23 protein-coding genes, 1 tRNA gene, 1 other RNA gene and 1 riboswitch are annotated in these 26458 nt (G+C 60.0%); of the genes, 14 read left to right on the forward strand and 11 right to left on the reverse strand.

Annotated features, from left to right (window positions below):
* Positions 1–53: 53 nt before the first annotated feature.
* The 5 genes from dnaX to GFER_RS02110 all read right to left on the reverse strand — a co-directional run bounded on the left by dnaX (position 54) and on the right by GFER_RS02110 (position 4110).
* Entirely contained in the window at positions 54–1808 is a 1755-nt protein-coding gene (gene dnaX / locus GFER_RS02095; protein WP_040095606.1) for a DNA polymerase III subunit gamma/tau, read from the reverse strand.
* A 68-nt stretch (positions 1809–1876) separates the two neighbouring features.
* Positions 1877–1975: signal recognition particle sRNA small type (gene ffs / locus GFER_RS18090), an RNA gene on the reverse strand.
* A gap of 51 nt (positions 1976–2026) precedes the next feature.
* Positions 2027–2114, reverse strand: a tRNA-Ser gene (locus GFER_RS02100).
* Between the two features lie 102 nt (positions 2115–2216).
* The gene (locus GFER_RS02105; protein ID WP_040095608.1) at positions 2217–2519 is read right to left on the reverse strand and encodes an EscU/YscU/HrcU family type III secretion system export apparatus switch protein; all 303 of its coding nucleotides are present in this window, start codon (positions 2517–2519) and stop codon (positions 2217–2219) included.
* A 55-nt stretch (positions 2520–2574) separates the two neighbouring features.
* The gene (locus tag GFER_RS02110; RefSeq protein ID WP_139172007.1) at positions 2575–4110 is read right to left on the reverse strand and encodes a hypothetical protein; all 1536 of its coding nucleotides are present in this window, start codon (positions 4108–4110) and stop codon (positions 2575–2577) included.
* Positions 4111–4318: 208 nt separating this feature from the next.
* Here GFER_RS02110 and GFER_RS02115 point away from each other — a divergent pair, with 208 nt between their 5' ends.
* A complete protein-coding gene (locus GFER_RS02115; protein ID WP_052445869.1) occupies positions 4319–5293 on the forward strand; it encodes a GGDEF domain-containing protein in 975 nt (324 codons plus the stop codon).
* Between the two features lie 249 nt (positions 5294–5542).
* Here GFER_RS02115 and groL read toward each other — a convergent pair whose 3' ends face one another.
* The 3 genes from groL to GFER_RS02130 all read right to left on the reverse strand — a co-directional run bounded on the left by groL (position 5543) and on the right by GFER_RS02130 (position 8337).
* A complete protein-coding gene (gene groL / locus GFER_RS02120) occupies positions 5543–7195 on the reverse strand; it encodes a chaperonin GroEL (RefSeq protein WP_040095613.1) in 1653 nt (550 codons plus the stop codon).
* Between the two features lie 42 nt (positions 7196–7237).
* Positions 7238–7528 (reverse strand): co-chaperone GroES, encoded by a 291-nt coding sequence (gene groES, locus GFER_RS02125; RefSeq protein WP_040095615.1) that lies wholly within the window; start codon positions 7526–7528, stop codon positions 7238–7240.
* Between the two features lie 236 nt (positions 7529–7764).
* Complete coding sequence (locus GFER_RS02130; protein WP_074669487.1) at positions 7765–8337, reverse strand: hypothetical protein; 573 nt, start codon at positions 8335–8337, stop codon at positions 7765–7767.
* Between the two features lie 230 nt (positions 8338–8567).
* A riboswitch (ZMP/ZTP riboswitch) is annotated at positions 8568–8654 on the forward strand.
* Positions 8655–8765: 111 nt separating this feature from the next.
* Here GFER_RS02130 and GFER_RS02135 point away from each other — a divergent pair.
* From GFER_RS02135 to GFER_RS02175, 9 genes are all read left to right on the forward strand, one after another.
* Complete coding sequence (locus GFER_RS02135) at positions 8766–9842, forward strand: pyridoxal-phosphate-dependent aminotransferase family protein (protein WP_040095617.1); 1077 nt, start codon at positions 8766–8768, stop codon at positions 9840–9842.
* A gap of 115 nt (positions 9843–9957) precedes the next feature.
* The gene (gene def / locus GFER_RS02140; protein WP_040095619.1) at positions 9958–10476 is read left to right on the forward strand and encodes a peptide deformylase; all 519 of its coding nucleotides are present in this window, start codon (positions 9958–9960) and stop codon (positions 10474–10476) included.
* A 29-nt stretch (positions 10477–10505) separates the two neighbouring features.
* Positions 10506–11414, forward strand: a complete 909-nt coding sequence (gene fmt, locus GFER_RS02145) for a methionyl-tRNA formyltransferase (protein WP_040097232.1) — start codon at positions 10506–10508, stop codon at positions 11412–11414.
* 10 nt (positions 11415–11424) lie between these two features.
* Complete coding sequence (locus GFER_RS02150) at positions 11425–12204, forward strand: DUF116 domain-containing protein (RefSeq protein WP_052445871.1); 780 nt, start codon at positions 11425–11427, stop codon at positions 12202–12204.
* 18 nt (positions 12205–12222) lie between these two features.
* Positions 12223–13575, forward strand: coding sequence for a 16S rRNA (cytosine(967)-C(5))-methyltransferase RsmB (gene rsmB / locus GFER_RS02155; RefSeq protein WP_040095621.1), 1353 nt, complete (start codon positions 12223–12225; stop codon positions 13573–13575).
* 216 nt (positions 13576–13791) lie between these two features.
* Entirely contained in the window at positions 13792–14457 is a 666-nt protein-coding gene (rpe, locus tag GFER_RS02160) for a ribulose-phosphate 3-epimerase (protein WP_040095623.1), read from the forward strand.
* Positions 14454–15020, forward strand: a complete 567-nt coding sequence (locus tag GFER_RS02165) for an NUDIX hydrolase (RefSeq protein ID WP_040095626.1) — start codon at positions 14454–14456, stop codon at positions 15018–15020. The genes rpe and GFER_RS02165 overlap by 4 nt, the downstream gene beginning before the upstream one ends.
* Positions 15021–15116: 96 nt before the next feature.
* A complete protein-coding gene (locus GFER_RS02170; protein ID WP_040095627.1) occupies positions 15117–16346 on the forward strand; it encodes a c-type heme family protein in 1230 nt (409 codons plus the stop codon).
* Between the two features lie 115 nt (positions 16347–16461).
* Positions 16462–18312 (forward strand): bifunctional homocysteine S-methyltransferase/methylenetetrahydrofolate reductase, encoded by a 1851-nt coding sequence (locus GFER_RS02175; protein ID WP_040095629.1) that lies wholly within the window; start codon positions 16462–16464, stop codon positions 18310–18312.
* Here GFER_RS02175 and grxC read toward each other — a convergent pair.
* Positions 18278–18562 carry a glutaredoxin 3 gene (gene grxC, locus GFER_RS02180; RefSeq protein WP_040095631.1) on the reverse strand — a complete coding sequence of 95 codons (285 nt, stop codon included), beginning with the start codon at positions 18560–18562 and terminating at the stop codon, positions 18278–18280. The two genes, GFER_RS02175 and grxC, sit on opposite strands and share 35 nt — an antisense overlap.
* Before the next feature lie 107 nt (positions 18563–18669).
* Here grxC and GFER_RS02185 point away from each other — a divergent pair, with 107 nt between their 5' ends.
* The 4 genes from GFER_RS02185 (at position 18670) to GFER_RS02200 (ending at position 24456) form a co-directional block, all read left to right on the forward strand.
* A complete protein-coding gene (locus tag GFER_RS02185) occupies positions 18670–19092 on the forward strand; it encodes a hypothetical protein (RefSeq protein WP_040095633.1) in 423 nt (140 codons plus the stop codon).
* A gap of 224 nt (positions 19093–19316) precedes the next feature.
* On the forward strand, positions 19317–21341 hold the full coding sequence (locus GFER_RS02190) for an FAD-dependent oxidoreductase (protein WP_040095635.1): 2025 nt from the start codon (positions 19317–19319) through the stop codon (positions 21339–21341).
* Between the two features lie 97 nt (positions 21342–21438).
* The gene (locus GFER_RS02195) at positions 21439–24006 is read left to right on the forward strand and encodes a molybdopterin-dependent oxidoreductase (RefSeq protein WP_040095637.1); all 2568 of its coding nucleotides are present in this window, start codon (positions 21439–21441) and stop codon (positions 24004–24006) included.
* A 132-nt stretch (positions 24007–24138) separates the two neighbouring features.
* The gene (locus GFER_RS02200) at positions 24139–24456 is read left to right on the forward strand and encodes a cupin domain-containing protein (protein WP_052445872.1); all 318 of its coding nucleotides are present in this window, start codon (positions 24139–24141) and stop codon (positions 24454–24456) included.
* A gap of 323 nt (positions 24457–24779) precedes the next feature.
* Here GFER_RS02200 and mltG read toward each other — a convergent pair whose 3' ends face one another.
* Positions 24780–25799: an endolytic transglycosylase MltG gene (gene mltG / locus GFER_RS02205; protein ID WP_040095640.1), complete on the reverse strand. Its 1020-nt coding sequence runs from the start codon at positions 25797–25799 to the stop codon at positions 24780–24782.
* Between the two features lie 27 nt (positions 25800–25826).
* On the reverse strand, positions 25827–26417 hold the full coding sequence (gene plsY, locus GFER_RS02210; RefSeq protein WP_040095643.1) for a glycerol-3-phosphate 1-O-acyltransferase PlsY: 591 nt from the start codon (positions 26415–26417) through the stop codon (positions 25827–25829).
* Between the last annotated feature and the right edge of the window lie 41 nt (positions 26418–26458).

A 26458-nucleotide genomic window follows, 5' to 3' on the forward strand; every position in this document is an offset into this window, starting at 1 on the left:
ATCAATCCTCCTGAGACGGCCGTCACCGCGGCCGATATGGTTGACAAAATCGTTCATCGTTCTTCTTTCACATCTGCTCCGGCATCGCTGCCCGATGCAGGCTCCAGGGGCCGGACCTGCTTCACCTCGCCGCCGAAAACCTCCAGCACCGCCTTGACCTTGGGGTGATCCATGGCCTGCTGGCGAACCTGCGCCCGATAGCCCTGCTCCTGTGCCCGACGCTCCTCAATCAGCGGCGCCGGCGCCGGGTGCGCACCGCCCTCAAGCACACTGACCCGCAGTTGCACCTTTTCACCGAAATAGTCCGTCGCCAACAGCTCGAGCTGCTCCAACTTATCGGGATCCTTGAGTTGGTCATAATAAAAGGAGCCTGCGGGGAAAGCGATCTCCAAGCGTGGCAACTGCGGCGGCAGCAGACTGCCGTGCTCGAGAATGCTGGCAAGCAGAGGTTTTTTCTTGCGGATTTTGTCCACCAACCCCGGCCAGCCCTTGGCAGCCGCCGTTGCGACGGGCGCAGGCCGCTCTGGCGCGGCAGCGGGCCGCGGACGGCTTTGCGCCGCCAGGGTTTGCCTGGGGGGTGGCGGCTCCTCAGGCGGTGGTTCGCCGGGCAAATCGGCAGGCGCCGCGGAAGATCCCCCACCGGATGAGGGCATCCGGCCCTCGCCCAAGCGTCGTTCAAGATCCTCCAGCTTACGGATAAGAGTCGCCACATCCCGCGCCGGCGGCAAATGCGCCAGGCGAATCAGGACCATTTCCAATGTCAGGCGGGGAAAGCTCGAGGCCGGCAATTCCGCTTCGGTCTTGAGCAGCAAGGTCAAGGTGCGCTGCAGCTCTTCGAGCCCGGTCTCGGCGGCCAGTTTCTGCAATTCGGCCAGTTCCTCGGCAGTCGCCTCAAGCAACCCTTCCGGATCTTCGGCCACTTTAAGCACGGTCAGGCTGCGAAAGATTTCCACCAATTCCCGACAGAACTGACGAAAAGAATGGCCGAGATGATCGACCCGCCGTACCGCTTCCAGCGCTCGACGACCGTCGTGGTGCAGAACCGCCTCCACCGTATCGAGCAGCAAGCGGCGATCGACCTGTCCGAACAACGCCTGGACTTCTTCGTCCCGCACCTGAGCGCCGCAGAAGGCGATGACCTGATCCAGGGCCGAGAGCGCATCGCGCATGCTGCCTTCGCCGCGGCGCGCCACCAGGGCCAAAGCGCGATCGGAGATCTCAATGTGCTCCTGAGTGACGATCCCGCGCAAATGTTCAACCACCTGGGCAAGAGCGATTTTGCGAAAATCGAAGCGCTGACAGCGCGACAAAATGGTGGCGGGGATTTTATGCGGCTCGGTGGTGGCGAAAATGAACTTGGCGTGAGGGGGCGGCTCTTCCAGGGTTTTCAACAAAGCATTGAAGGCATTGATGGAGAGCATATGCACTTCGTCGATGATGAAGATCTTATAGCGCGCCCGCGACGGCAGGTAACGAATACTCTCGCGCAATTCGCGCACATCGTCGACCCCGGTATTGGAGGCACCGTCAATTTCCAACACATCGACGCTGGTGCCGCTGGTGATTTCTTCACAGATGGGGCAGACGTTGCAGGGGAAGGAGCCCGGGCCGGTTTCGCAATTGAGGGATTTGGCAAAAATGCGTGCCGCCGAGGTTTTTCCGACTCCGCGCGCACCGGTAAACAAAAAGGCGTGATGCACCCGGTCGCCGGCGATGGCGTTGCCGAGGGTGCGGCTGACATGTTCCTGGCCCACCAGATCGGCGAAGCTCTGAGGCCGATACTTGCGAGCGAGTACCAGGTAGGACATGCGAGGTTGCGGCTCCGAGGAAAAGGCGGCGGCACCAGCCGACGCATAAAAGAATTGCCGGCACAAGTGACAGCCAGGCACCCCCGCGGCACACGAAGCAAGTCGTTACCGCTGCTCCCTTCCGGGCCTGACGGGGTTGGCGACCGTCCGTTGCGCAGGACCCGGCTGTCACTTCTATCGGCAATCCGGCCTCTGAGGCCTGTGACAAAAATCAAATCTGGCGGAGAGGGGGGGATTCGAACCCCCGGTACCTTGCGGTACACACGATTTCCAGTCGTGCACCTTCGGCCTCTCGGTCACCTCTCCGCAGGGGGGACAAGATACATGAGAGGCTTGCGAAAATCAAGGGAAAGGTTTAAACCGGCAGGCAGTTTCGCTCGGATGATCAGCCCCGCTTCAGCGCGTTCTTCAATCGACCGCATCTCGGACAGGGGGCGATACATTTTTGTATCGTTCGTTCATGCGATAGACAAAGGCCAGAATCTCTGCCACCGCCTGGTAAAGATCTTCGGGAATTTCTTCGCCCACCGGAACCTGGGCAAGGATTTCAATGAGATCGGGATCTTCAACTATCTGCACGCCGGCCTCGCGCGCCTTCTCAAGAATCCGCTCCGCCACCTCGCCGCGCCCGCTGGCCACGACCACGGGCGCCTTGCCGCCGGCGCCCTCGTATTGCAGGGCCGCGGCTTTTTTGAATCTATTATTCATCATCTCGGTCAGGCCGTCCTTTGTTCTTGATCCTTTGTCCTTTTCCGGTGTTTTGCCCTCAGACTCTTGCGTTGACAATGCGGGTTTCGGCCGGCATCAGACAGCGAATGAGGGCCGGGCCCGGGGCTTCGGCGTCATCGGCGAAGGTTACCGCACGCAAAAGCGACTCGCCCAGGGCCTGGGTCAATTCGTCCCGGCCGCCGGCGAGAAATTCGGCAACCTGCGCGTTCTGGCAGGAAAAACGCAGATACAAGCCGTCTTCCTGATGCAGGCAATGGACCTGCAAAGATCCCAACCCCTCAAGCTCCAGAAACAATGACAGAGAGCAAGCCTGCTTGGTCGGCCCGGCCTCTGTGTCGTCCTGGCCGCCGTGACGGCGGGCCAGCAGGTAGCCCTGCTCAAGAAAGCCGAGGGGCAAAGGAAGAAAATCAGCTCCGATTTCCGCCATCCGCGCCCGGCACATCTGCCAGAACTCCAGATGCTGGAGAGCATCGGCATTTTTCTCGCGCCCCTGTTGCAACCCGGCCAGCAGCTCTTTTTCAAGCCCGGCAGCCAGGCGCCGCATCAAGGTCTCGCCTTCGCCACCCACATGCCGCCGGGGTTCACGCTGAATCAGGCGCAGCAGACTGGCAAGCAAGTCGCGTTGCACAGGATCCAACCGCGAAACCACCGCCGCTTCAGCCGCGGGATTAAGAACCAGTGCCGGCAACTCGGCGAATACCTGGCGCAGACGCGCCAGGGCGTCTGCGGTTTCTGCGGGAAATGCGGCCAGATATCGCTCAAAACCCTGACCCAGCAAGCGCGCCAGAGATTCGGCTTGACCGCGGCCCTCCTGCCCCGGCGGCAAGCGCGCCATGCCCAGAAGGGCCTCGGCAATCTGTCGCCCACCTTCGCTCAAGCTCAGAAATTGGGGGGGCTCCGCGCTCGGTGTTGCAAGGGCTTGGGGCACCAGCGATAAAGCGGCCAACAAGGGCTGCAACTGGCGCGAAAGTTCGTTTTGCCGCTGCCCGAGCAGGCTGCCGTTGGCGAGCAGGGCATTTTTAAGGGAGGCCGCGGCCTGCCCGCCTTGACCGGCAATCAGCTGACGCTCCAGGGCCAGTCCAAGCTGTCCGGACAGCGCCTGCAACTGGGCGGTCGAAAAAGGCACAGCCGTCTGCCCTCTGAGCCCGTCGGCCAGGCTCTGAAGATTTTGCGCCAAAGCCTTCTCGCCCGCGCCGTCCCCCGCCTGCGGCGCCATGCGCAGCAAGGCTGCCGCAAGTGCTCCTACATCCAGGCGGCTTCCCAGCATATGCAGTGAGCGCCCCAGACGCTCCAGCAGACCGGTGTCAAGAATCCGCAGCTTAAGCTCAGGATGAGTTTCGATGACCTGCAGGCTGAGTTGCTCTCCGGCGCGCAGGGGCACCCGGCTTTCGACCCAGAGTTTGCGCTCACCGAACTGCAGCAATGCCTTTTCCTGCCCGCCCTCTTCAACGGTGGCGCGGACCATCTGATGCATCAACAGCGCGTTTTGGCGCTCCTCGCGGGTTAACTGAGCCGGTTGCGACGCAGCGTGAACCACGACATTCGGCAGCGTGAGGGCAGGCACAATATTCATGGGACTCTTATCGGGCAGCAAAAGGGGATTCTTTAATGATTTTTCGTCTTGCCGGGCCTATACTGAAGAGGCGAGGGAACGGGCTAGAGTGGAAAATTGTTTAATTTTATTTAATAATTTGGCAGGTCTGGCCGATAAGTAAATAGAACAGAGGGACCGCACAACTGAAGCCCGGATTTTTCGACCCACACAAAAAGGACCACAGCGCATGAATCTTCAGGCTGTTATTTTTGCCCACACCCGCTCCGAGCTTGACCTTTTGGCCAGGGTCGGCGCCGGCGAAGGCCTGCTGGAAGCGGCCTCGCACTGCGCAGGCGAAGAGCAGCTCTTTGATGTTCTGGAAAATCGCAACGTCGAGCTTATTTTGTACAGCTGCGACCAGCGCGGTCCGGAGGCTTTGCTCTGGCTGAAAAATCTGGCCAAACGCGACCGCTGGAAAGAAATCCCGGTGGTGGTCTTCACGGGCGAAGAACAGGTGGAAACTCGTGTTGCGGCCCTGGAAATGGGAGCCTGCGATGTCCTGAGCTTCACCACCCCTGGACCCGAAATCGCCGCTCGCCTGCGCTGTCGCCTGCGAGAACGCAAGGAAATTAAAAAGATCAAAAAATCGCGCGAAGACCTTGCCCGAGTCGCGCTCACCGATGGGCTTACCGGACTGTGCAACCGCGCTTTCTTTGATGCCAGCCTCGAATCGGAAGCGGCGCGCAGCGCCCGCACGGGCGCGTCCTATTCGCTGCTGCTGGTTGATGTCGATCATTTCAAATGGGTCAACGATACCTACGGCCACCAATTAGGCGACACAGTCCTGCAAGCCATCGCCCGCGTCCTGCGCCATGCGGTGCGCAAGTCGGATATGGCCTTTCGCTACGGCGGCGAAGAATTTGCCCTGCTGCTGCCCGAAACCGACATTCCCAAGGCCCAGGTGCTGGCCGCGCGCATTCACCGGGAAATCGCCGATCTCGCCGCAGACTATGCGCATTTCCGCCAACCCCTGACCGTCAGTATCGGCATCAGTTGTTGCCCTGGGGAAGAGACCGTCGAAGGGGCACTGATCTTCGAACAGGCCGACTGCGCTCTATATTCCGCCAAGCGCAACGGACGCAACCGCACCGAAATCTTCCAATTCGGCAAGACTGAGTTCAAAGCCAGCGAAATGCATGCACCGTCAAACCTGCGCATGTAGCCAGAGTGCAGATAAAAAAACCGTAACTGTTCAGCATACACCGCAGGGCACGGCGGCATCGCGTGCGGCAAAAACTCAACTGCGGCTCAAACATTTGCCGCAGCACTCAACCGCCGCACCCTGCGGTACTCTCGGACGTTGCCGCTGAATAGTTACAAAAAACCTTCGGCCGAAATAAAACAAGGGGGCTTGCGCATCACGCGCAAGCCCCCTTCTTCATTTACTGAACAACGACTTAAGCGGTGCGACTTACATCATGTCCATGCCGCCCATGCCGCCCATGCCGCCCATGCCGCCCGGCATCGCAGGCATGCCGCCCTCATCCTTCTTGGGCTTCTCGGCGATACAGGCTTCGGTGGTCAGCATGAGACCGGCCACGGAGCCTGCGTTCTGCAGCGCATAGCGGGAGACTTTGGTGGGATCGATGATACCGGCCTCAATCATGTCGCAATAAGTGTCGGTGGCGGCGTCAAAACCAAAGGCACCGCTTTCGCTCATGACCTTGTTGACCACGATGGAGCCTTCCATGCCGGCATTGGCCGCAATCTGGCGCAGAGGCTCTTCAAGGGCCCGGCGCACGATCTTGACGCCGAACTCCTGCTCGCCTTCGACCTTGATGGTGTCGAGCGCGCTGATGACGCGAATCATCGCGACGCCGCCGCCAGGCACGATGCCCTCTTCCACAGCCGCGCGAGTCGCATGAAGGGCATCTTCAACGCGGGCTTTCTTCTCTTTCATTTCGGTCTCGGTGGCGGCACCGACCTTGACCACGGCAACGCCGCCGACCAGTTTGGCAAGACGCTCCTGGAGCTTCTCCCGATCATAGTCGCTGGTGGTTTCCTCGATCTGGGCGCGAATGATCTTGACCCGCCCTTCGATATCGGCCTCGGCGCCGGCACCGTCGATGATGGTGGTGTTGTCTTTGTCGATGACGATGCGCTTGGCGCTGCCGAGCATGTCGAGTGTTGCATTCTCAAGCTTGAAGCCGATCTCTTCGCTGATGACCTTGCCGCCGGTCAGAACGGCGATGTCTTCGAGCATGGCTTTGCGGCGGTCACCGAAGCCGGGGGCCTTGACGGCAGCAACGTTAAGGGTGCCGCGCAGCTTGTTGACAACCAACGTGGCCAGAGCTTCGCCCTCGACGTCTTCGGAGATGATCACCAGGGGGCGGCCCTGCTTGGCGACCGGCTCGAGCACCGGCAGCAGGTCGCGCATGTTGCTGATCTTCTTGTCATGGATGAGAATCAAGGCGTCTTCGAGCACGGTTTCCATGCGCTCGGCATCGGTGACGAAGTACGGTGAGAGATAGCCGCGGTCGAACTGCATGCCCTCGACAGTCTCCAGAGTGGTCTCCATCGACTTGGCTTCCTCGACGGTAATGACCCCTTCCTTGCCGACTTTCTCCATGGCCTCGGCGATAATGTTGCCGATGGTGGCATCGCCGTTGGCGGAGATGGTGCCGATCTGAGCAATTTCTTTGTGGTCCTTGATGGGCTTGGAGAGCTCACGCAGGGACGCAACACAGGCTTCGACGGCCTTGTCGATGCCGCGCTTGATTTCCATGGGATTGTGCCCGGCGGTGACCAGCTTGACGCCTTCACGGTAAATGGCCTGGGCCAAGACGGTGGCGGTGGTGGTGCCGTCACCGGCGACATCGGAAGTCTTGGAGGCGACTTCCTTGACCAGCTGCACGCCCATGTTCTCGAACTTGTCCTCGAGTTCCATTTCTTTGGCAACCGTCACGCCGTCCTTGGTGATCAGCGGTGCACCAAAAGATTTTTCGATGACCACGTTGCGGCCCTTGGGACCGAGGGTGACCTTGACGGCATTGGCCAGAGCATTGACTCCTGTGAGAATCTTGGCGCGGGCGTCCTGCCCGTATTTGATTTCCTTAGCTGCCATAATAATTATGTCCTCCTTGTCAGGATTAAGTTTAAGAGAGAATTAGTTTTCAACGACGCCGAGAATATCTTCTTCGCGCATCATCAGATATTCCTTGCCTTCGATCTTGATTTCGCTGCCGGCATACTTGCCGAACAACACCTTGTCGCCGACCTTGACATCGAGAGGCAGCACCTTGCCGTCTTCGGTCTTCTTGCCCTTGCCTACGGCGATGATCTGGCCCTGCTGGGGTTTTTCCTTGGCGGTGTCGGGGATAATGAGGCCCCCGGCGGTTGTGGTCTCTTCTTCAATTCTCTCAACGATGATACGGTCGTGCAGCGGTCTGATGTTCATTTTCTTTTTCTCCTTTCCGCGAAGCGAAAGATAAGCGGAGTCGAGCCCCCGCGATTAATCCGTCTGAATGACGACGAACAGGTTTGATTTCCGGCCTGTGCTCTTAAATTTTGTTAGCACTCACCGCAAGCGAGTGCTAACGACAGGCCTAAATATAATCAGCTCAAAAACAATGTCAAGGGGGCAAAGGAGAAAAAAAAACGATGGGCGGTGGAGGGAGAAAGACGGATGGTCGGTTACCGCTGAGCGGCGACCGGTTTATACTCTTCCATCAGAGCGCTCCAGAGACCGGCGGCGAGGGCGGCGGCGACGCGATGAGCAAGTTCGGCGCGTTTCTCGTCCAGCGTGGCGCGCTCATGATCAAAAAAAACGCCATCGGGATATTCGATCATCAGGGTTGGCTCGGCTGGGCCGGGTTGGCGCAATTCGAGGCGCGCTTTGATGCGGATGTCGGTGGAGCGAGAGCCGCTGTCTTCGATATAACCGAAGATCTCGCCGGTGACATAGTGGCGCGCGGCAAGCCACGCGGGGTCGATGCGGGCGAGCTCCTCTTTGAGAATGATGAATTCGAAAGCATCGTCCCCAAGGGTCGCGGCGCGCTGGTTGAGCTCATCGATGAATCTGTCGAAGAGCGGATCGGCCACTGCGGCGGGAACCATCACAGTGCGGAACGGCACGACAAAGACGGCGTCCATCTCGGGACGGGCGGCAAATCCGGTTTTCTTCTCGACGACGAGGGGCGAGCCGGCAACACAGGCAGCCAGCAGCAACGCAAAACCAAAAACCATCGAGACTCGCATTATTTTCATCCGATTCGCCCTTCCCGGCACACTGGAATGACTCTCGCCAACCATTGGCACCCACTAAGGGTCAATCTTAGCCGCGGCGCCACTCTCCTGTCAACGTCGTTCCCTTGGCGCCCGGATCTCACGGTTTCAGGTTGACACTCAAGGCCCCCCGCGAGTAGATTACTCGACACTTATAAATATAATAAATGCAACTGAACTAGTTGCATAGAATACAAACAACGACAATTGCAAAGGTCTCCCGCAACCGGCGCTGAAGTGGACATCCCCCGGGGAGCAGGAACGCATGGACCGAGAAGCCGCACGCCTGGGCACCTTTCGCGAAAAGGTCCAGGCGTTTTTTTATCCATGACCAGGGACCTGCAAGCGTCTCGGTTCCCCCCCCGATCAATGACAGCTGACAAATGACATCCCTGCAAGGAGCTTTCCCCATGCACAAAAAACTCTACATCCCCGGCCCGGTGGAGGTGTCGCCTGATGTCATGGAGGCCATGTGCGCCCCCATGGTCGGCCATCGCATGAAAGAATATGCCTTGGTCCATGAGAAAGTAACCAGCGCCCTCAAACAATTGCTCAACACCCAGGATCCGGTGTTTCTGTCTACATCCAGCGCTTTCGGCGTCATGGAAGGGGCGGTGCGCAATCTGGTGCAGAAACGCTGCGCCTGTTTCGGCAACGGCGCCTTTAGCGGCAAGTGGCACGACGTCACGCGCCGTTGCGGCATCGAGGCCGACCTGTTCAGTGCGCCCTGGGGCGCGCCCATCACTGCCGCGCTGGTCGAGAAAGCCCTGTCCACGGGAAAATACGACGCCATGACTCTGGTCCACAACGAAACCTCCACCGGTGTGATGTCGCCCTTGGATGAGATCGCGGCGGTCATGAAAAAGTTTCCGAAAGTCTCCTTTATCGTCGACACGGTCTCCTCAATGAGCGCGGTTCCCCTGGATCTGACAGAATTGGGTACCGATGTCTGCTTGGCCGGGGTCCAGAAAGCCTTCGGTCTGCCGCCGGGGCTGACGGTTTTTTCCGTCTCGCGGCGTGCCCTCGACAAGGCCCGTACCACTCCCGCCCGCGGCTACTATTTCGATTTTGAGGAATTCGAACAGAATGACCTTAAGCACAACACGCCGAGCACCCCGTGCATCAGCCTGATCTACGCCCTGGCCCATCAACTCGACAAGATGTTTGCCGAAGGCCTTGCCCAGCGCTATGCCCGCCACGCGCGCATGGCCGATGCCGCGCGCGCCTGGGTGCAGACCCAGGGCTTCAGCCTGTTCGCCGCTGAAGGTGCGCGCTCGCAAACCCTGACCTGCGCCAACAACGATGGTCGCACCGATCTTGAAACCCTGAAAAAACTCGCCGCTGAGCGCGGCTATGCCATCGACAACGGCTACGGCAAGATCAAGAACCAAACCTTTCGCATCGCTCACATGGCCGACATGACCCTGAAGGATCTGGATGAGCTGTTCGGTCTGCTCGAGGAGTTGCTGCCCCAAGCGCGAAAATAGACGCACCGCGCCGGGCGGTTTCGGCCGCACCGGTTGACTTGGCGTAAACGCTGCAATTAGAATGTCGGATTCGACAAGTCAACAATTCCCCCCAACATTCGGGAGCCGAAAGCTTATGGCCCTTCGCAAAATTCTGCACTATCCCGAGCCGCTGCTGCGTGAGGTTTCGCAGCCGGTCACCGAGGTCAACGATGACATCCGCGAATTAGCGCGCGACATGACGGAAACCATGTATGCCGCACCCGGCGTCGGCCTGGCCGCGCCCCAGGTCGGGGTGCTCAAACGGGTGATCGTACTCGACTGCTCTCCCCAGGACGAAGAGCGACAACTGATCGTTGCGGTCAATCCGGAAATCCTTTCCGGCACAGGCGAAATCAATGAAGAGGAAGGCTGCCTGTCGGTGCCCGGCTATTACGCCCGCGTGGTGCGCAGTCCTGAAGTGCGGGTAGGCTTTCTCGATCTTCAGGGCGAAACTGTCGAAATGACGGTCGAGGGTCTGCTCGCGGTCGCATTTCAGCATGAAATCGACCATCTCAACGGTGTACTGTTCGTCGACCACCTTTCCTCTCTGAAAAAAAACCTGTTCAAGAAAAAATACAAAAAAATCATGGAGAAAAAGCAGGAGGAGCTGTGATCGATCCCCGCGACATCCGCACCGTCTTCATGGGCACCCCCGCCTTTGCCCTGCCCACCCTGCAGGGACTGCTCGCTTCCGGTCTGCAACTGGTCGGCGTCTATACCCAGCCTGACCGGCCCAAGGGCCGCGGCAAGCAGCTGGCACCGCCGCCGGTCAAACTGCTCGCCGAGCAGCACGGCATCCCCGTCTTTCAGCCGCCCAGATTGCGCCGCCCCGAGGTTGTGGAAGAACTGCGCGCCCTGGCCCCCGACCTCATCGTGGTGGTGGCCTACGGCCAGATTTTGCCGCAAAGCGTGCTCGACATTCCCCGCCACGGCTGCATCAATGTCCACGCCAGCCTGCTGCCCCGCCACCGGGGTGCGGCGCCCATCAACAAGGCGATCATGGACGGTGACCAGGAAACCGGCATTACGACCATGCTCATGGATGTCGGCCTGGACACCGGCGACATGCTCATCAAGCGCTCCACGCCCATCCACCCGAACGAAACCGCTGGAGAACTGCACGACCGCCTTGCCCTGCTCGGACGCGAAACCATGGAAGAAACCCTGGCCCGCTTGTGCGCCGGACTTCTGCAACCGGAAAAGCAGGATGACAGCCAGAGCACTTACGCGCCCATGCTCAAAAAAGAAGATGGCCTGATCGACTGGAACCGCGATGCGCGCACGCTGCACAATCAGGTGCGCGGTCTCGACCCCTGGCCCGGCGCATATACGCACCTCAACGGCGAAGTGCTGCGTTTGGCCGACACCCGCCCCGCGCAAGGGCAGGGCCGGCCCGGCACGGTGCTGGCCGCAGACGCTGCGGGCATCCACATCGCCTGTGGCCAGGGGGCGCTGGTGATCGGAGCGCTGCAGCTACCCGGGCGCAAACGCCTGAGCGCCGCAGATTTTTTGCGCGGCAGAGCCCTGCCCCCCGGGACCACACTCGGTTGAGGATTTGTCGGTGAACGATTCCTCTTCTCCGCAGAGCAGACTCCAACCCCGCAAACGCTTGTTTATCGGCCTGCTCGCCGGTGTCTGCGCTCTGGTTCTGGGGCTCGCGCTTCTGCTGTGGTGGGCACCGAGCGTCGGTCTGGCCAACATTCACCCGGTGTTGCCCGTCGTTCTCGCAGTGGTGCTGGCGACCCTGTCCCTGTGCATTGTCGGCGGCCTGCTGCTACTGGTAGCGACCCTGCTCACCGGGCGCGACCTGTTTTTTTCCGAACGCCTGCGGCGGGTGGTCATCAAATACCTGTTTCCCGGCATCATCGGCTTGGGTCGCCTGCTCGGCATGGATCGCGACACCCTGCATCAGTCCTTCATCGCTCTTAACAACCAACTGGTGCAGGCCAAGAAGCTGCGGGTCGGTGCCGGACAGGTACTGATTCTGCTGCCCCACTGCGTTCAGCTTTTCGATTGCGGCATTAAAATCACTGGTGACGTGAGCAAGTGCACCGGCTGCGGGCGCTGTGACATCAAAGGACTGGTGGAGATCGCCACCGAACGTGGCATCGACATCGCGGTGGCCACCGGCGGCACCCTTGCGCGCAAGATCATTGTCGACAAACGGCCGCGGCTGATCGTGGCGGTGGCCTGCGAGCGGGATCTGACCTCGGGCATCCGCGATGCCTATCCCCTGCCGGTCATCGGAATTCTCAACGAGCGGCCTCACGGCCCCTGCTTCAACACCCAGATCGTGCTTGAGCAGGTGCGCGACGCCCTCGACCAATGCGTCGTGCGCTGACTCCCGAGAGGAACTTCTTTGGCCATCACCTCCCCACGCCATGCGGCGTTTGACATTTTGCGCCAGGTCGAAAACGGCGCCTTCGCCGATCTGGCCATCGACGCCGCCCTCAAGCGCCTGAGTCTGGCCGATCCACGTGACCGGGCGCTGCTGACCGAACTGGTGTACGGAGTACTGCGCCGTCGCGGACGGCTCGATTTCGCCCTGAGCCGCTGCTGTCGGCAGCCCCTGTCAAAGCTTGAGCCGGCGGTGCTGCGCCTGCTGCGCCTGGGAGCTCACCAACTGCTGCACCTGGAGCGGATTCCCGCCCACGCCGTGCTCAACGAAACCGTCAATCTCGCCCGAGGTCTGGGCCTGGAGCGCGCTACCGGCCTGATCAACGGCGTGCTGCGCCGCCTCACCCGCGAACAGCAAACGATTCCATGGCCCGAAGCGCACCGCGCACCCCAGGCTCATTTAGAGCACGCCCTATCTTTGCCAAGCTGGCTGGCACAGCACCTGCTCACCCAGTTCGGCCCGCGGGAAGCCTGCGAACTGGCCGCCGCCCTACTCGATCCCGCCCCCTTCACACTGCGTGCAAACCGCATCAAGGCCACGCGCGAAATACTTCTTGAGCGGCTTACCCAAGCTGGTCATCAGGGACGCGAGACTCATTACGCTGATCAGGGCGTGGTGCTGGAGAAGCGCGGCGACAGCGAATTGCCGGGCAACAGCGAAGGACTCTATCAGGTCCAGGATCAGGCGAGCCAGCTCATTGCGCCGCTGCTCGCTTCCCAAGCCGGCGAAACCATTCTCGACGCCTGCGCCGCGCCCGGCGGCAAGACCACGCATCTGGCCGCCCTTACCGAGAATCACGCCCGCATTCTTGCCCTGGACCTGCATCCCCAACGCGTGGCGTTGATTCGCCAGGGTGCCCAACGTCTGGGCTGCACATGCATCGAGGCGCGCTCCTGGGATATGACCCATGCTCCCGACTTTATTCCCGAGCAAAGCTGCCATCGCATTCTGGTCGACGCACCCTGCAGCGGTCTCGGCGTCCTGCGCCGCAACCCCGAATTACGCTGGCGGCGCAAACCCCAGGATCTTGCGGAAATGGCCGCCCTGCAAGGTGCCATCCTTGCCGGCGCCGCGCCCCTGCTGCGCCCGGGCGGTGTGTTGCTTTATTCGGTGTGCACCTTCACCCGCGAGGAAACCGAAGAGGTGATCGCGGCTTTTCTCGCCGCCCACCGGGACTTCGCGCGCGATGACCTGCGGCCACACGCACCGCCCCACTGGCAGGAACTGTTTGACGAGCAGGGCGCGCTCTGCACCCTGCCCCACCGCCACGACGGCATGGATGCGTTCTGGGCGGTAAGACTTAAAAAACGGTAAGGTGTCAGGTGTCAGGTGTCAGGTGTCAGGTGTCAGGTGTCAGGTGTCAGGTGTCAGGTGTCAGGTGTCAGGTGTCAGGTGTCAGGTGTCAGGTGTCAGGTGTCAGGTGTCAGGTAAGAATTCTGCGCTGCTTCGTTAAAAGCTGGAAGAGCTGTTTTGGTTATTCGATTTTTTACAACGGACACCGGACTACGGACCAACAACAGGAGCTCCCCCATGATCAAAATCGCCCCCTCCATCCTTTCCGCCGATTTTGCCCGCCTGGGCGAGGAAGTGTGGGCCATTGAGGCGGCCGGCGCCGACTACGTGCATGTCGACGTCATGGACGGCCACTTCGTGCCCAACCTGACCATCGGCCCACCGGTGGTCGCCGCGTTGCGCAAGGTCACGAAGCTGCCCCTCGATGTGCATCTGATGATCAACAACCCCGACGCCTACATTCCGGATTTCGCCCAGGCCGGCGCCGATATTATTACCGTGCATCAGGAGGCGAGCACTCATCTGCACCGCTCGGTGCAGCTAATCCGCAGTCTCGGCAAGAAAGCCGGAGTCTCCATTAATCCGGCTACCCCGGTCGGCACTCTGGAAATCGTTCTCGACGATCTTGACCTGGTGCTGGTGATGAGCGTCAACCCCGGCTTCGGCGGACAGAGCTTCATCCCTTCGGCCCTGGGCAAGATCACGACCCTGCGCCGCGAAATCACAAGGCGCGGCCTTCAGGTGGAACTCGAAGTCGACGGCGGCGTCAAACCGGACAACATTGCCGAGATCGCCGCCGCCGGCGCCGATGTGTTTGTCGCGGGCAGCGCGGTTTTCGGCAGCGGCGATTATGCCGCCACCATCGCCGCCCTCAAGGCCAACGCTGCCGCTCCGAGCGCATGAGACTCGACCCCGAAAGGGTGCGCCATGTGCTGGCGGCGCATACGCCGCAGCGTCTGCCCAGGGAAAACCTGGCGCCGGCGGCGGTGCTGCTGCCGCTCTTCGTGCGCGACGGCGAAGATCAGGTTCTCTTCACCCGGCGCCCAGATACCATGCCCCACCATCAGGGAGAGATCTCGTTTCCCGGCGGCCGGCGACAACCGGAAGACTTTGATCTTCTGGCAACCGCCTTGCGCGAGACAGAAGAAGAGATGGGCATCGCGAGCGAGGATGTGCAGATCCTCGGTCGCCTTGATGATTTTTTTTCAGTCCATGGCTACCATATAACCCCTTTCGTCGGCTATTTTGCCTATCCTTATGCGTTTCGCGTCAATCCACGCGAGGTTGCCGAAGTCATCATGGTGCCCCTGTCCCGCTTGCGGGATCCGGCGATTTTCCGCACCGAGGATTGGAGTCATCGCGGGCGCAGCTATCCGGTGCATTTTTACGAAATCGATCACCATCAGATTTGGGGATTAACCGCCGCTATGCTCAGCCAATTTCTGCAACTGGCGGCCAAAGCCTGAATTCGGGCCTTGCGCCGCGCAGCTTTGACGCTAGAATTAATCCGGAAATTTAGCGAAAGTCCTTGCCTTCACCGTCTTTTTCAGGATGATCGGACCATGAATTTTTTTCGCAATCTCGGCCTGCTGGCTAAGATCTCCGTGATCGTGGTCGCCATCCTGACGCTTTTTCTCGGGTTCAACGCCCTGCTCAACTATCATCAGCAAAAAAACATTATCCTCGACGAAGCCCTGATGAAGGCCCGCGGCGCCGCCTACCACGCTGTACAAGCACGCGAATATCTTTCGGCCCAATACCTCGCAGGCCAGGTCGAATTGTCGAAGGAGCGCTACGGACTGATTCCGGTGGTCGCATCCAATCGCATCGGGCTGCTGGTGGCCCAGGATCTTGATTACCATATCCGCCAGACCTCGGACCGCTACCGCAATCCCGACAATGCTCCCGATCCTTTTGAGGCCGCAGCGCTCAAGACGTTTCGTGAAGAGCAAAGCATGCTGGAATATTTTGAAGAAACGACTCTCGACGGCGAGCCGATGTTTCGCTACATGCTGCCCTTCAGCGCCGACGAGAGCTGCCTACAGTGCCACGGCGACCCCGCAGAGGCACCTGCATACATTCAGGAGCTTTTCCCCCGCGAAACAGATCAGGCCTACAATTATGAACTCGGTGAAATCATCGGCGCCGCTTCCATCAGCATTCCCATGGAGGATCTCTACCGCCAGATCTACGCCAATCTGCGTTTTGATCTGCTGGCCACCGGAGGCACCTTCCTCGCCCTCATTACGTGCCTGGGCTTTCTCATCCGCCACACCGTGACCCGTCCCCTATCGCAGCTCGGCGGCGCCATCGGCGAGATCATGCGAACCGGACGCTTCGAGGAACAGCTCCCCGGCCGCGGACGTGACGAAATCGGTCACCTCATCGAAGTTTTCAATGAAATGACTGCGCATCTGCGCGAGAAGACCGGCGCGCTCGAGGAATCCGAGCGACGCTTTCGCCTGCTCACCGAGAACGCCCGCGACGGCATCATCTCGTTTCTCGCCAACGGCCAGATTATTCTTTTCAATCGCCAGGCGGAGAAAATTTTCGGCTTCAGCAAACGCGAAGCCATTGGCATGAACATCAGCGAACTCATCCACCCTGACTGCCCCTCCATTCACCAGATCGGCGCCCAGGAATATTTTCGTATCCATTCCGCCGAACTGATGAAGGAAATCCGCCGGATTCCGGGGCGGCGGCGCGACGGTTCGGCGATGTCCATGGAACTCGCCCTGTCCTTGACCGAATCCGACGGGCATATCTTCTATACGGCGATTGTGAGGGTTTAAAGAACCCGCCGCAACGAGTCAACGGCAACGTCCGACGATGGCGCCCCACCCTGCGGTGCAGGCTGAACAGTTACAGTTTTTATTTGAATATTAGAATTGCGGAAGTGCTTCTCCCATGACTGTCTATCCTTCTCGTTCTCAGCGTTTTCTCGATCTTCTTCAACAGCGCGTCCTGGTCGGCGATGGTGCCATGGGCACCCTGCTGTACCAGCGCGGCGTGGCGCTTGACGCCAATTTCGAGCATCTCAACCTGGTTCGTCCACAATTGGTTCTGGAGGTGCATCAGGACTACGCCGCCGCCGGCGCCGAGGTTCTGGAAACCAATACCTTCGGCGCCAATCGCTTGCGCCTGGGAGCCATCGGGCTCGCCCACAAGGTCGCCGCAATCAATACCGCCGGGGCGCGGTTGGCGCGACAGGTGGCAGGCGAAGAACGCTTTGTCGCCGGTTCGGTCGGCCCTCTGCCACCGGCGCGCGGCGAGGAACAGGATCTGAGCGAAACGCAGAAAGGCGAAATTCTCCGCGAGCAGATGTCCGCCCTGGCCGAAGGCGGGGTTGATCTATTTATTCTGGAAACCTTCTCTTCTCTGGCCGACCTGCAACTGGCCCTGGGAATCGCAGCCGATTTGGGGTTGCCGGCCAGCGCCCAATTGGCGTTTCTCGAAGGCGGACGCACCCGCGACGGAGTCGCCGCCGAGGCTGCGGTTCGCGCCCTGGAGCAGGCCGATGCGGCGCTCATCGGCGCCAATTGCGGCGCGGGGCCGCGCGACCTGCTCACCGTCCTGCGCCAGATTGCCCCCCTGACTCAAAGACCGCTTGCAGCCTATGCCAATTCGGGCTTTCCCCAGTACCGCGATGGACGTTTTATTTATTTGGCGACGCCGGAATATTTTGCCGCCATGGGTCGCGAAATGGCTCTGGCCGGAGCGACACTGATCGGGGGCTGCTGCGGCACCACCCCGGATCACATCCGTGCGTTGGCCCAGTCCCTCAACCAGCTCACTCCGGCGGCTCGGCCATCCGCGCCGGCCCGCCCCCATGCCACGCAACCTTCGATCTCGCCAAAACCTGCAGCACCGCACTTTCTCGCCGACTGGGGCCGGCGGCCCATCATCACCGTCGAACTCGACCCGCCGCGCGGGCTCAATTGCGACAAAGTGCTGGGCGCCGCCGAAAAACTGCGCGCCGCCGGCGTCGATGCCATCAGCCTGGCGGAAAATCCCCTGGCCCGCATCCGCATGGGCAACCTCGCCCTGGCCTGCCGCATGCAAGAGCAGACCGGCGTACCGGTCATCGCGCATGTCACCTGCCGGGATCGCAACCTCATCGGCCTGCACTCCGAAATGATGGGCGCCCACCTGCTGGGCATCCGCAACCTTCTCGCCGTGACCGGCGATCCGGTGTCCCTCGGCGGCGAGGCCGGGGCCTCAAGCGTCTTTGATCTCAACTCCATCGGTCTGCTGGAGCTGCTCACTGCGCTCAATGAGGGAATAAATCTTTTCGGCACCGAATTGGAGGGCCGCAGCGAATTTCTTCTCGGCGCTGCGTTCAACCCCAATGTGCGCCACATGGATGGACAAATCCGGCGGCTGGAAAAGAAAATCGCCGCCGGCGCACGCTTTGTGCAAACCCAGCCGGTTTACAGTCACGAGATTCTGGATAAAATGCTGACACTGACCGATCCCCTGGAAATACCGGTCCTCGTCGGCATTCTGCCCCTGGTGAGCGAGCGCAACGCCGAATTTCTGCATAACGAGGTGCCGGGCATTTCACTGCCCGATGAGGTGCGCAAGCGCATGCGTGGGCTGCGCGGCGAAGAAGGGATCCGGGAGGGGCTGGCCATTTCTGGCGAGCTGGTGGCGGCGGGGCGCGGACGGGTCGGCGGCTGGTATCTGATGCCGCCTTTCGGCAAGGTTGATCTGGCGCTGGCGCTTATGAAGGAGATTCGCCGGAACGCGGAGCACTGAGGCCGAGCATTTTGTCGAGTTCACCTTTTTCGTCAAATTCGAAGAGATCACTGCAGCCGCCCACAAGTCGATCTTCGATGAAGACTTCGGGCACGGTGGTCCGTCCTGAGCGCTGCCTCATTTCCTGCTCCTTGCGGGGATCGTCGGTGACATCGTATTCGATGTAATCGATCCCCTTGATGTGGAGCAGCTCTTTCGCCCTCTTGCAATAGGGACAGTAGCTTTTCGTATATATTTCAACGCGTTTCATACCCAACCTCACTTCATCGGTGCTTGGCGCCATTGGCTTTGAATGTCTCAGTCTAACCGAGGTTTGCGCGCTTGCAAGGGGAGTCTGGCCCCCTGAAGGAGTTTTCCGTGAAATTCCCGTTCTTTCTTTTCGTGTCACTGACCCTGACGGCCATGTTGCTGAGCGGCTGCCCGCGACAGGGCCTGACCCCGGAAAAAGATTTGCACGATGCCCTCGGGCGGTTCGCACAGAGTCTGCGCTGGGGCGATGTTCAGGCAACGGCGCGCTTTTTCGCTGACCCTTACGACCAGGACTATCTTGACCGCTATCGCAGCCGGGATGATCTCAACATGACCGATGTTTCCCTGAGCGAAGTCCACATGAGCCCCGAACGCGATCAGGCACAGGTGCGCCTGCGCATTGAATATTTTCTGCTGCCCTCGGCATCCTTGCGGCGCCTGGACATCGAACAGCACTGGGAAATGCTTCCCGGAGGCCTTCCGGGGTCCCAGTCCTGGCGCATTCACACCCCTTTTCCGGACCTGCATTGAGCGCTGTGAAGCGACGTTTTCCCAGCCCAAGACACCCGGGGCGAACACTTGGCAACGAAGAACTTTTCCCTTGATTTGACGTTTACGTTTGTGCTATTTAACTGCATACTGTATACATTACACACGGCAGCAAACCACAGTATTGACCGGTCCTTCGCCCTTATTTCGCGGGCAGACAGCCCCTCACCAGAGCTCCGGCCAGACGAAGCCGACAGGAGGTCGATTTGGCCCAGATCGTTTTTTCCAGTTGGGGAAACAAGGTCGTTGACAACCGCAAGGGCGGCGAGCAAGCCGAAGCTCCGAGCTTCAAGCTGCCCGTCACCCTTGATGGCGAAAAACCCCTCGCCGCCTTCATGGGTTGGGACGGCATCATCGCCTTCGACGACAATGTCAACATACCGGCCATGGCCGCGGAATACATGAAGCGAGTGCAGGAACTGTACTGCTGCGGCAAATGTACTCCCGGCAAAAAAGGCACCAAGGTGCTCGCCGATTTGCTCGGCGCGGTGCTTGCCGGCCAGGCCGCAGCCGCCGACCTTGACAAGGTGCCGCAACTTGCCGAATTGATGAAAAACTGCAAGTGCACCCTGTGCCAGAGCGCCACGGTTCCGGTACTGCACGCCGTCACCCACTACCGCGAAGACTTTCTAGCCTGCCTCAGCGGCTCGCTGAACAAGCCTGCGCAGGGGCATCACCTCATCCATAAATATACCGCACCCTGTCAGGACAAATGTCCTGCTCACATCGATATTCCCGCCTATATCGAGGCGGTCAAAGAATATCGCTTCGATGAATCCCTTGAAGTGATCCGCAACAGCATGCCCATTCCTGCCGTTTGCGGCCGGGTCTGCCCACATCCCTGCGAAACCGCTTGTCGCCGCACCAACGTCGATGAACCCATCAGCATCATGCTGCTCAAGCGCTCGGCCTCCGACTGGGAATGGAAGCATCACCAGAATCCGCCTATGCAGCCCAAGGCGCGCAAAAACAAAACCGTGGCCGTCGTCGGCGCCGGACCGGCAGGTCTCACCGCCGCCTATTACCTCGCCCTTGAGGGCTATCCCGTCACTATCTATGAGGCTCTGCCGGATGGCTACGGCGGGGGCATGGTCGCGGTGGGCATACCACCCTACCGGATGCCGCGCCCCATTCTCCAGCGCGACATCGATATCATTTCCGCCCTGGGCGTCAAAATCATTTATAACACCCGCGTAGGCAAAGACATTTCACTACCCGAATTGAAGGGAAAATTCGACGCGGTATTTCTTGCTCCCGGCGCGCACCGCTCCAAACCCATGGGCGTCGAAGGTGAGGACAAGGGCTACAAGGGCTTTCTCAAAGGCGGCATCGATTTTCTGCGCGAAGCCTACATGGGTCAGCCCACCGGCATGGGGAAAAAGGTCGTCGTGGTCGGCGGCGGCAACACCGCTATAGACTGCGTACGCGTCGCCTTGCGCGAGGGCGCCGAGGAATCCGTGCTGCTTTACCGTCGCTCGCGCAAGGAAATGCCTGCCGATGTCTGGGAAGTCGACGGGGCCGAAGAGGAAGGGGTCAAGTTCGAATTTCTCGTTCTGCCCAAACGTATTGTCGTCGACAAGAAGGATCAGGTGATCGGCGTCGAATGCGTGCGCATGGAACTCGGCGAACCCGACGATTCTGGACGACGTCGACCACAGCCGGTGGAGGGCAGTGAATTTGTTGTCGAATGCGACACGGTGATTCCGGCCATCGGACAGGATCCGGAACTGTCCTTCATCCCCGAGAAAATGGGCATCGATATCACCAAATGGAATACCGTCGTCACCCGCTTTCTGCCGCTTAAAGATGCCAAGGGCAAAAATCTCAACGACAGCATGGGAAATCCCCTGTCCCGCGTCCTGGTCACTGACTGCGAAGGGGTTTTCGCCGGCGGCGACGCAGAAATCGGGCCATTGACGGCGGTGGCCTGCGTCGGCAGCGGTCACCGCGCGGCCAAAGTCATGCAGCGCTGGCTTGAGGAGGGGAAGTCGTACCTGACGGACGAGGAAATCATGGAAGACATTCTCACCTACCTCGGCGTTTACGACAAAAATGAGCAGGTGTCCTGGTTGGATTCCGCAAGCCGTGAACATCAGGCCGAAATACATGGCCCCGAACGAGCCAGCTACAAGAATTATTCCGAAGTCGAACTCGGATTCAAGGACAGTCAAGCGGTTCGCGAAGCCGAACGTTGCCTGCGCTGTTATCGCATGGCCATGGCGGCGATTTGAACACATCAGTTGCATTTAGGACATCAGCGCGCAGGTGTTGGTCCATAGGCGGATCCGGGCACTGCGCCTGCTGCCCGATTTTCGAGGTGATATCAACATGGTCAGTTTGACGATTGATGGCAGGACGGTCAGCGTACCCGCAGGCACCACCATCCTGGAAGCGGCTCGTCAGCTCGGCATTGCCATTCCGACCCTGTGCTGGCTGCAAAAAGTCTCGCCGACCGGCGCCTGTCGCGTCTGCGTTGTGCGGATCGAGGGTGTCGAGCGTCTAATGACCGCGTGCAACACACCGGTCAAAGAGGGAATCGTCGTCACGACCGACAGCGAAGAGATTTCCGCAACACGTCGCCAGATCATGGAACTGATGCTGGTCAACCACCCTCTGGATTGTCCGGTGTGCGATGCCGGCGGAGAGTGTGACCTGCAGGACGCCTGCTACAATCTCGACGTCGTGCGTCAAGAATTCAGCGCCGAAGATGTCCAGCCCGGTCCCATCGACAAGTGGCCCCTGATCCAGCAGGTTCCATCGCGCTGTATCCTGTGCGAGAAATGCGTCAAGGTCTGCCATGAGGTGGTCGGCTCAAGTTCGTTGTTCATCAACGACAAGGGCGAACGCGCCTACATCGACAAACACCTTGAGCTGTGCGAGTTCTGCGGCAATTGCGTGGCCGTTTGTCCCACCGGCACAATGATCTCCAAACTTTTCAAATTCCGCGCGCGCCCCTGGGAGCTGAAAAAAACCCGTTCCCTGTGTACCGGCTGCGGCAGTCAGTGCGAAATAGATATTCATGTCAAGAACAACCAGATCTATCGCATCACTTCAGACGATGAGAATACCGTCAACAACGGCAATCTATGCATCGGGGGGTTTTTCAGCTACGGCTATGTCAACTCCACACAGCGCCTGAGCACGCCCCTGATTAACCAGGGCGGGCAATTGATGCGTGCCGATTGGGACGAAGCCCTGGGTCAGGTTGCCGAACGCGCTCAGCAAATCCGTGCCGCCCATGGCGCCGATGCCTTGGCCGGTCTCGCCTCGCCGCGCCTGACCAACGAGGAGAACTATCTCTTCCAAAAGCTTTTCCGCGTTGGGCTGGGCTCGAACAATATCGATTCCGAGGCCCGCTTCGGCGCACTGCGCGCTCTGCTGCCCCTCGCCGCTAACCTCGGCCTCCCGGGTGCCAGCAATCGCATGGATCGTATCGGCCACTCCGACGCGGTATTGGTTTTCGGCAGCGACGTCACCGCCGAAGCACCCGCCATCGACTGGCAGATCGAAGCCGCCTGCCGCAAGCGCGACGGTAAACTGGTCGTGGCCAACATGCGGCGGGTCAAACTGTCGCGCTGGGCCAACACGCAACTCAGTTATCGTCCCGGCAGCGAAGTTTTTCTGGCCAACGCCCTGGCCCGCTTGATTGTGGACAAGGGCCTGGCCGACAAAGACTATCTGAATCAATATTTGGCCAACCCCGAGGACGTCGAAAAACATCTGAGCCAAGTCGACCTCGCCCAGGCCATCAAGGAAACCGGGCTGTCTCAGGCCCTTCTCGAAGAAGCAGCCGACTATCTCGGTCAGGCCGAAACAGTTGCCGTCATTTTCGGCGGGGACATCACCCGCGGCGCTGCCGCGGCCGATAAAGTACAGGCTATCGCCAACCTGGCCTTGATCTGCGGGGCCCTGCACGGCGACGTCGGTGGACTGTTCCCGGTGGACGAAAAGGGCAACACTCAGGGATTGCTCGATATGGGCGCCTGCCCCGAATTCCTGCCCGGGTTTTCCGATTATGCAAAAGAAAAATCGCGCTTCGAGAAGCTCTGGTCGTGCAGCCTGCCCGACGGCGGGCGCAATGCCGAGAAGATTCTTGAAGGGATCGAAAAGGGTGAGGTGCGCTTCCTCTATCTTGCAGCGACCAATCCGCTCATCTCCTTTCCTGACAGCCGCCGCTGGCGCAAGGCATTGGAAAGCCTGGACATGCTGGTGGTACAGGACATTCTGCCGTCGGAAGTCACCCGCCTCGCCCATGTGGTGCTGCCCGCCGCCGCCTTCGCCGAAAAATCAGGCAGCCTGACCTCCCTTGACCATCGCGTCAATTGTCTGCGCCGTGCCATGAAGGCTCCGGGCAAGGCCCGCGAGGATTGGGACATCCTCGCCGATCTTTATCAGCGACTGCTCCCCGGCAGCGTGCGTCTCGACAATGCGGCATTGCTTGACGAAATCAAAACCGCAGCCCCCATCTACAGCGATGTGTGCCTGCCGGCTCAGGACCGGTGCCGACCCTGCGTGAAGCCGCTGCCCATGCCTGAGAAAAAGAGCCTGCGCTATGCGCCGGTCACGGCCAAGGCGGAAGCCAGCGGCATGCAGCTGCTCACGGGGAAAATCCTTTTCCACTTCGGCACCACCACCACCTTTGCCGAGGGTCCGCTGGAAGTCGCGCCCGAAGGCTTTATCGAGGTCAATCCTCAGGATGCCCAAACTCTCGGCGTTGCCGATGGCGGTGCCATCCGCGTGACCTCTCAGACCGGAGCGGCGCAGGCCAAGGTCAAGATCACCGAAAACGTTCCGCCCGGCCTGCTCTTCGCGCCTTACCATTTCAGCGACGTCGACATCAACCAGATCATGCCCATGGCGGTCAACCGCGTGGCCGTGGATGTCGCCAAAGCCTGAATTCCTGAAGTTCCAATCCCATTTTATTTATTTGGTAGCCCGGAGAATTATTTCTTCGGGCTTTTTTCTTACTGGCAAAGATTTGCTGCGCCTTATATGATGCAAAACTTACAACCCCTTATGGAGATCAGCATGGACACCTCTTTTTTTCAGATCCAGGATCAGATTGCTTTTTCCGATGATGCGGCACGCAAAATTGCTCTTGCCACCACCGATCATTCGCGCACCACCCTCTGGTGTCTGGCCCCAGGTCAGCATATTCATCCCCACGTCCACGCCGGTGACCATGTCTGGGTGGTGTTGCAAGGCCGCGGAACTTTTCTGGGTGAAAACGAGATGTCGCAGGAAATCGGTGTCGGGACGGTTCTGGTCGCGCCTGCCGGGCGCCCCCACGGCGTCCGCAACGACGGCGATCAAGGTCTGGTCTTCGTGAGTGTCTCCGCGGGGTAAGACACAGGGGAGAAAGCATGGGGATGTAAATTCGCAACTATTCTGCCACGTCCCACAGTACCTCAGGATGCGGCGGTTGAGCGCTGCGGCAAATGTTTGAGCCGCAGGTGAGTTTTTGCCGCACGCGATGCCGCCGGGTCCTGCGGTGCATGCTGANGCGGCGGTTGAGCGCTGCGGCAAATGTTTGAGCCGCAGGTGAGTTTTTGCCGCACGCGATGCCGCCGGGTCCTGCGGTGCATGCTGAACAGTTACGTAATCGTTCAAAACAAACGCGGATTTTTGACCGATCCGATTTTTCTGCGGCTATCGGCGTCGCCTGGCTTTCAAGGGGATGAATTGCGCGGCGAGAGGATATAGCGGCGCACCGCGCGGTTGTGTTCCTCCAGGGTGCGGGAGAAGACGTGACTGCCGTCACCGCGCGAAACGAAGTACAGGTAGTCGTCATCACTGGGAAACGCCGTGGCTTCGAGGGCAGCGGCACCGGGATTGGCAATGGGGCCGGGCGGCAAGCCGGAAATGACATAGGTGTTGTAGGGGTGAGGATCGCGCAGATGGCGGCGCGTGATACGCCCCGCATAATCCTCGACACCGTACACCACTGTCGGATCGGCTTGCAGACGCATACCCTGCTGCAGGCGGTTATGAAACACCGCGGAAATCACCGGCTTTTCCCCAGCCGAACCCGCTTCTTTCTGCACGATGGAAGCCAGCGTCACCCACTCATGCAGATCCAGCCCCAACTCTGCCGCGGCCTGTTGCCATTGGGGCAAAGCACGGCGGCGGAATTCGCGCACCATGGCATTAATCAGACGCCGCTCGACGGCGCCGCGCTCCAGCAGGTAGGTCTCGGGAAACAGATACCCTTCCAAGGACTGCGCCTCAACCCCCAACTGTGTGATCAAATCCGGGTCCCGCGCCAGGGCAAGAAACGTCTCGGCACGGCCGAAGCCCTCGCGCTCAAGGCGTGCGCCGATTTCCCACAGGGTCAGGCCTTCAGGCACCGTAAAAGCGTAACGCAGAACATCACCCACCACCAGCCGGTGCAATATCTCTAATGGCCGCGCCGGCTCCTCGAACCGATAATCCCCCGCATGCACCCGCCCCTGCATTTCCTTGAAGCGTGCCAGGGCAATAAAATAAGCACTGCGACGAATCACCTGTTGGTCTTCGAGGTCACGCGCGATACGGACAAAGCCGGTGCCGGGCGCAACCGTCACCACGCGCGGCTCGGAGGGCTGCACAGGCTGGACAAGAAACAGGGCGATATCTGCCGTCACCAGCAGCAGCGGTAGAAGGACGGCCGCCGCCAGGGAGGCGAGAAGTATCCGGGTTCTTTTCTTCATAAGGGCCAAAGCTTACACATCGGGAACTCAGGCACGAAAGCGATTTTCGCTCCCGCTCAAAAGCCGCTCGATATTAGCACGATGACGGAAAATCACTATCCCGCTGATAAGCAGGGTAACCAAAAACAGAGGCAGGGAGCGCTCAAAAACCACCACCAGCAGAGGAATAGCCCCGGCGGCACAGATAGAGGCCAGGGACACATAGCCCCACTTCCAGAGGACTCCGGCAAATACCCCCAGGGCCACCAGCACCGAGACGGGCGAGAGCACCAGGTAGATGCCAAGTCCCGTAGCCACACCCTTGCCCCCCTTAAAACCTATATACACGGGATAGCAGTGTCCCAGAAAGGCCGCCGCCGCGACCAGACTCACCTGCCAGAGCGATTCGGGGAAAACCTGCACGGCCAAAAGCACCGGCAGCAGACCCTTGAAGGCATCGAGAATCAGGGTGGCCACCCCAAGACGCCGCCCGCCGACACGATAAACATTGGTGGCACCGATGTTGCCGCTGCCAACGTTGCGGATGTCTCCCAGCCCCGCGAGCCGGGTCAGCACCAGTCCGCAGGGTATGGCGCCGATGAAATAGGCCGCCGCCAGCATCAAAATAAATCCGCTCATAAAGCTCTCTCGGCAGGGCGCTGTCCCCGCAAAGACAAAAA

Origin of the sequence: Geoalkalibacter ferrihydriticus DSM 17813 (assembly GCF_000820505.1) — a bacterium.
Taxonomy (GTDB): Bacteria; Desulfobacterota; Desulfuromonadia; order Desulfuromonadales; family Geoalkalibacteraceae; genus Geoalkalibacter; species Geoalkalibacter ferrihydriticus.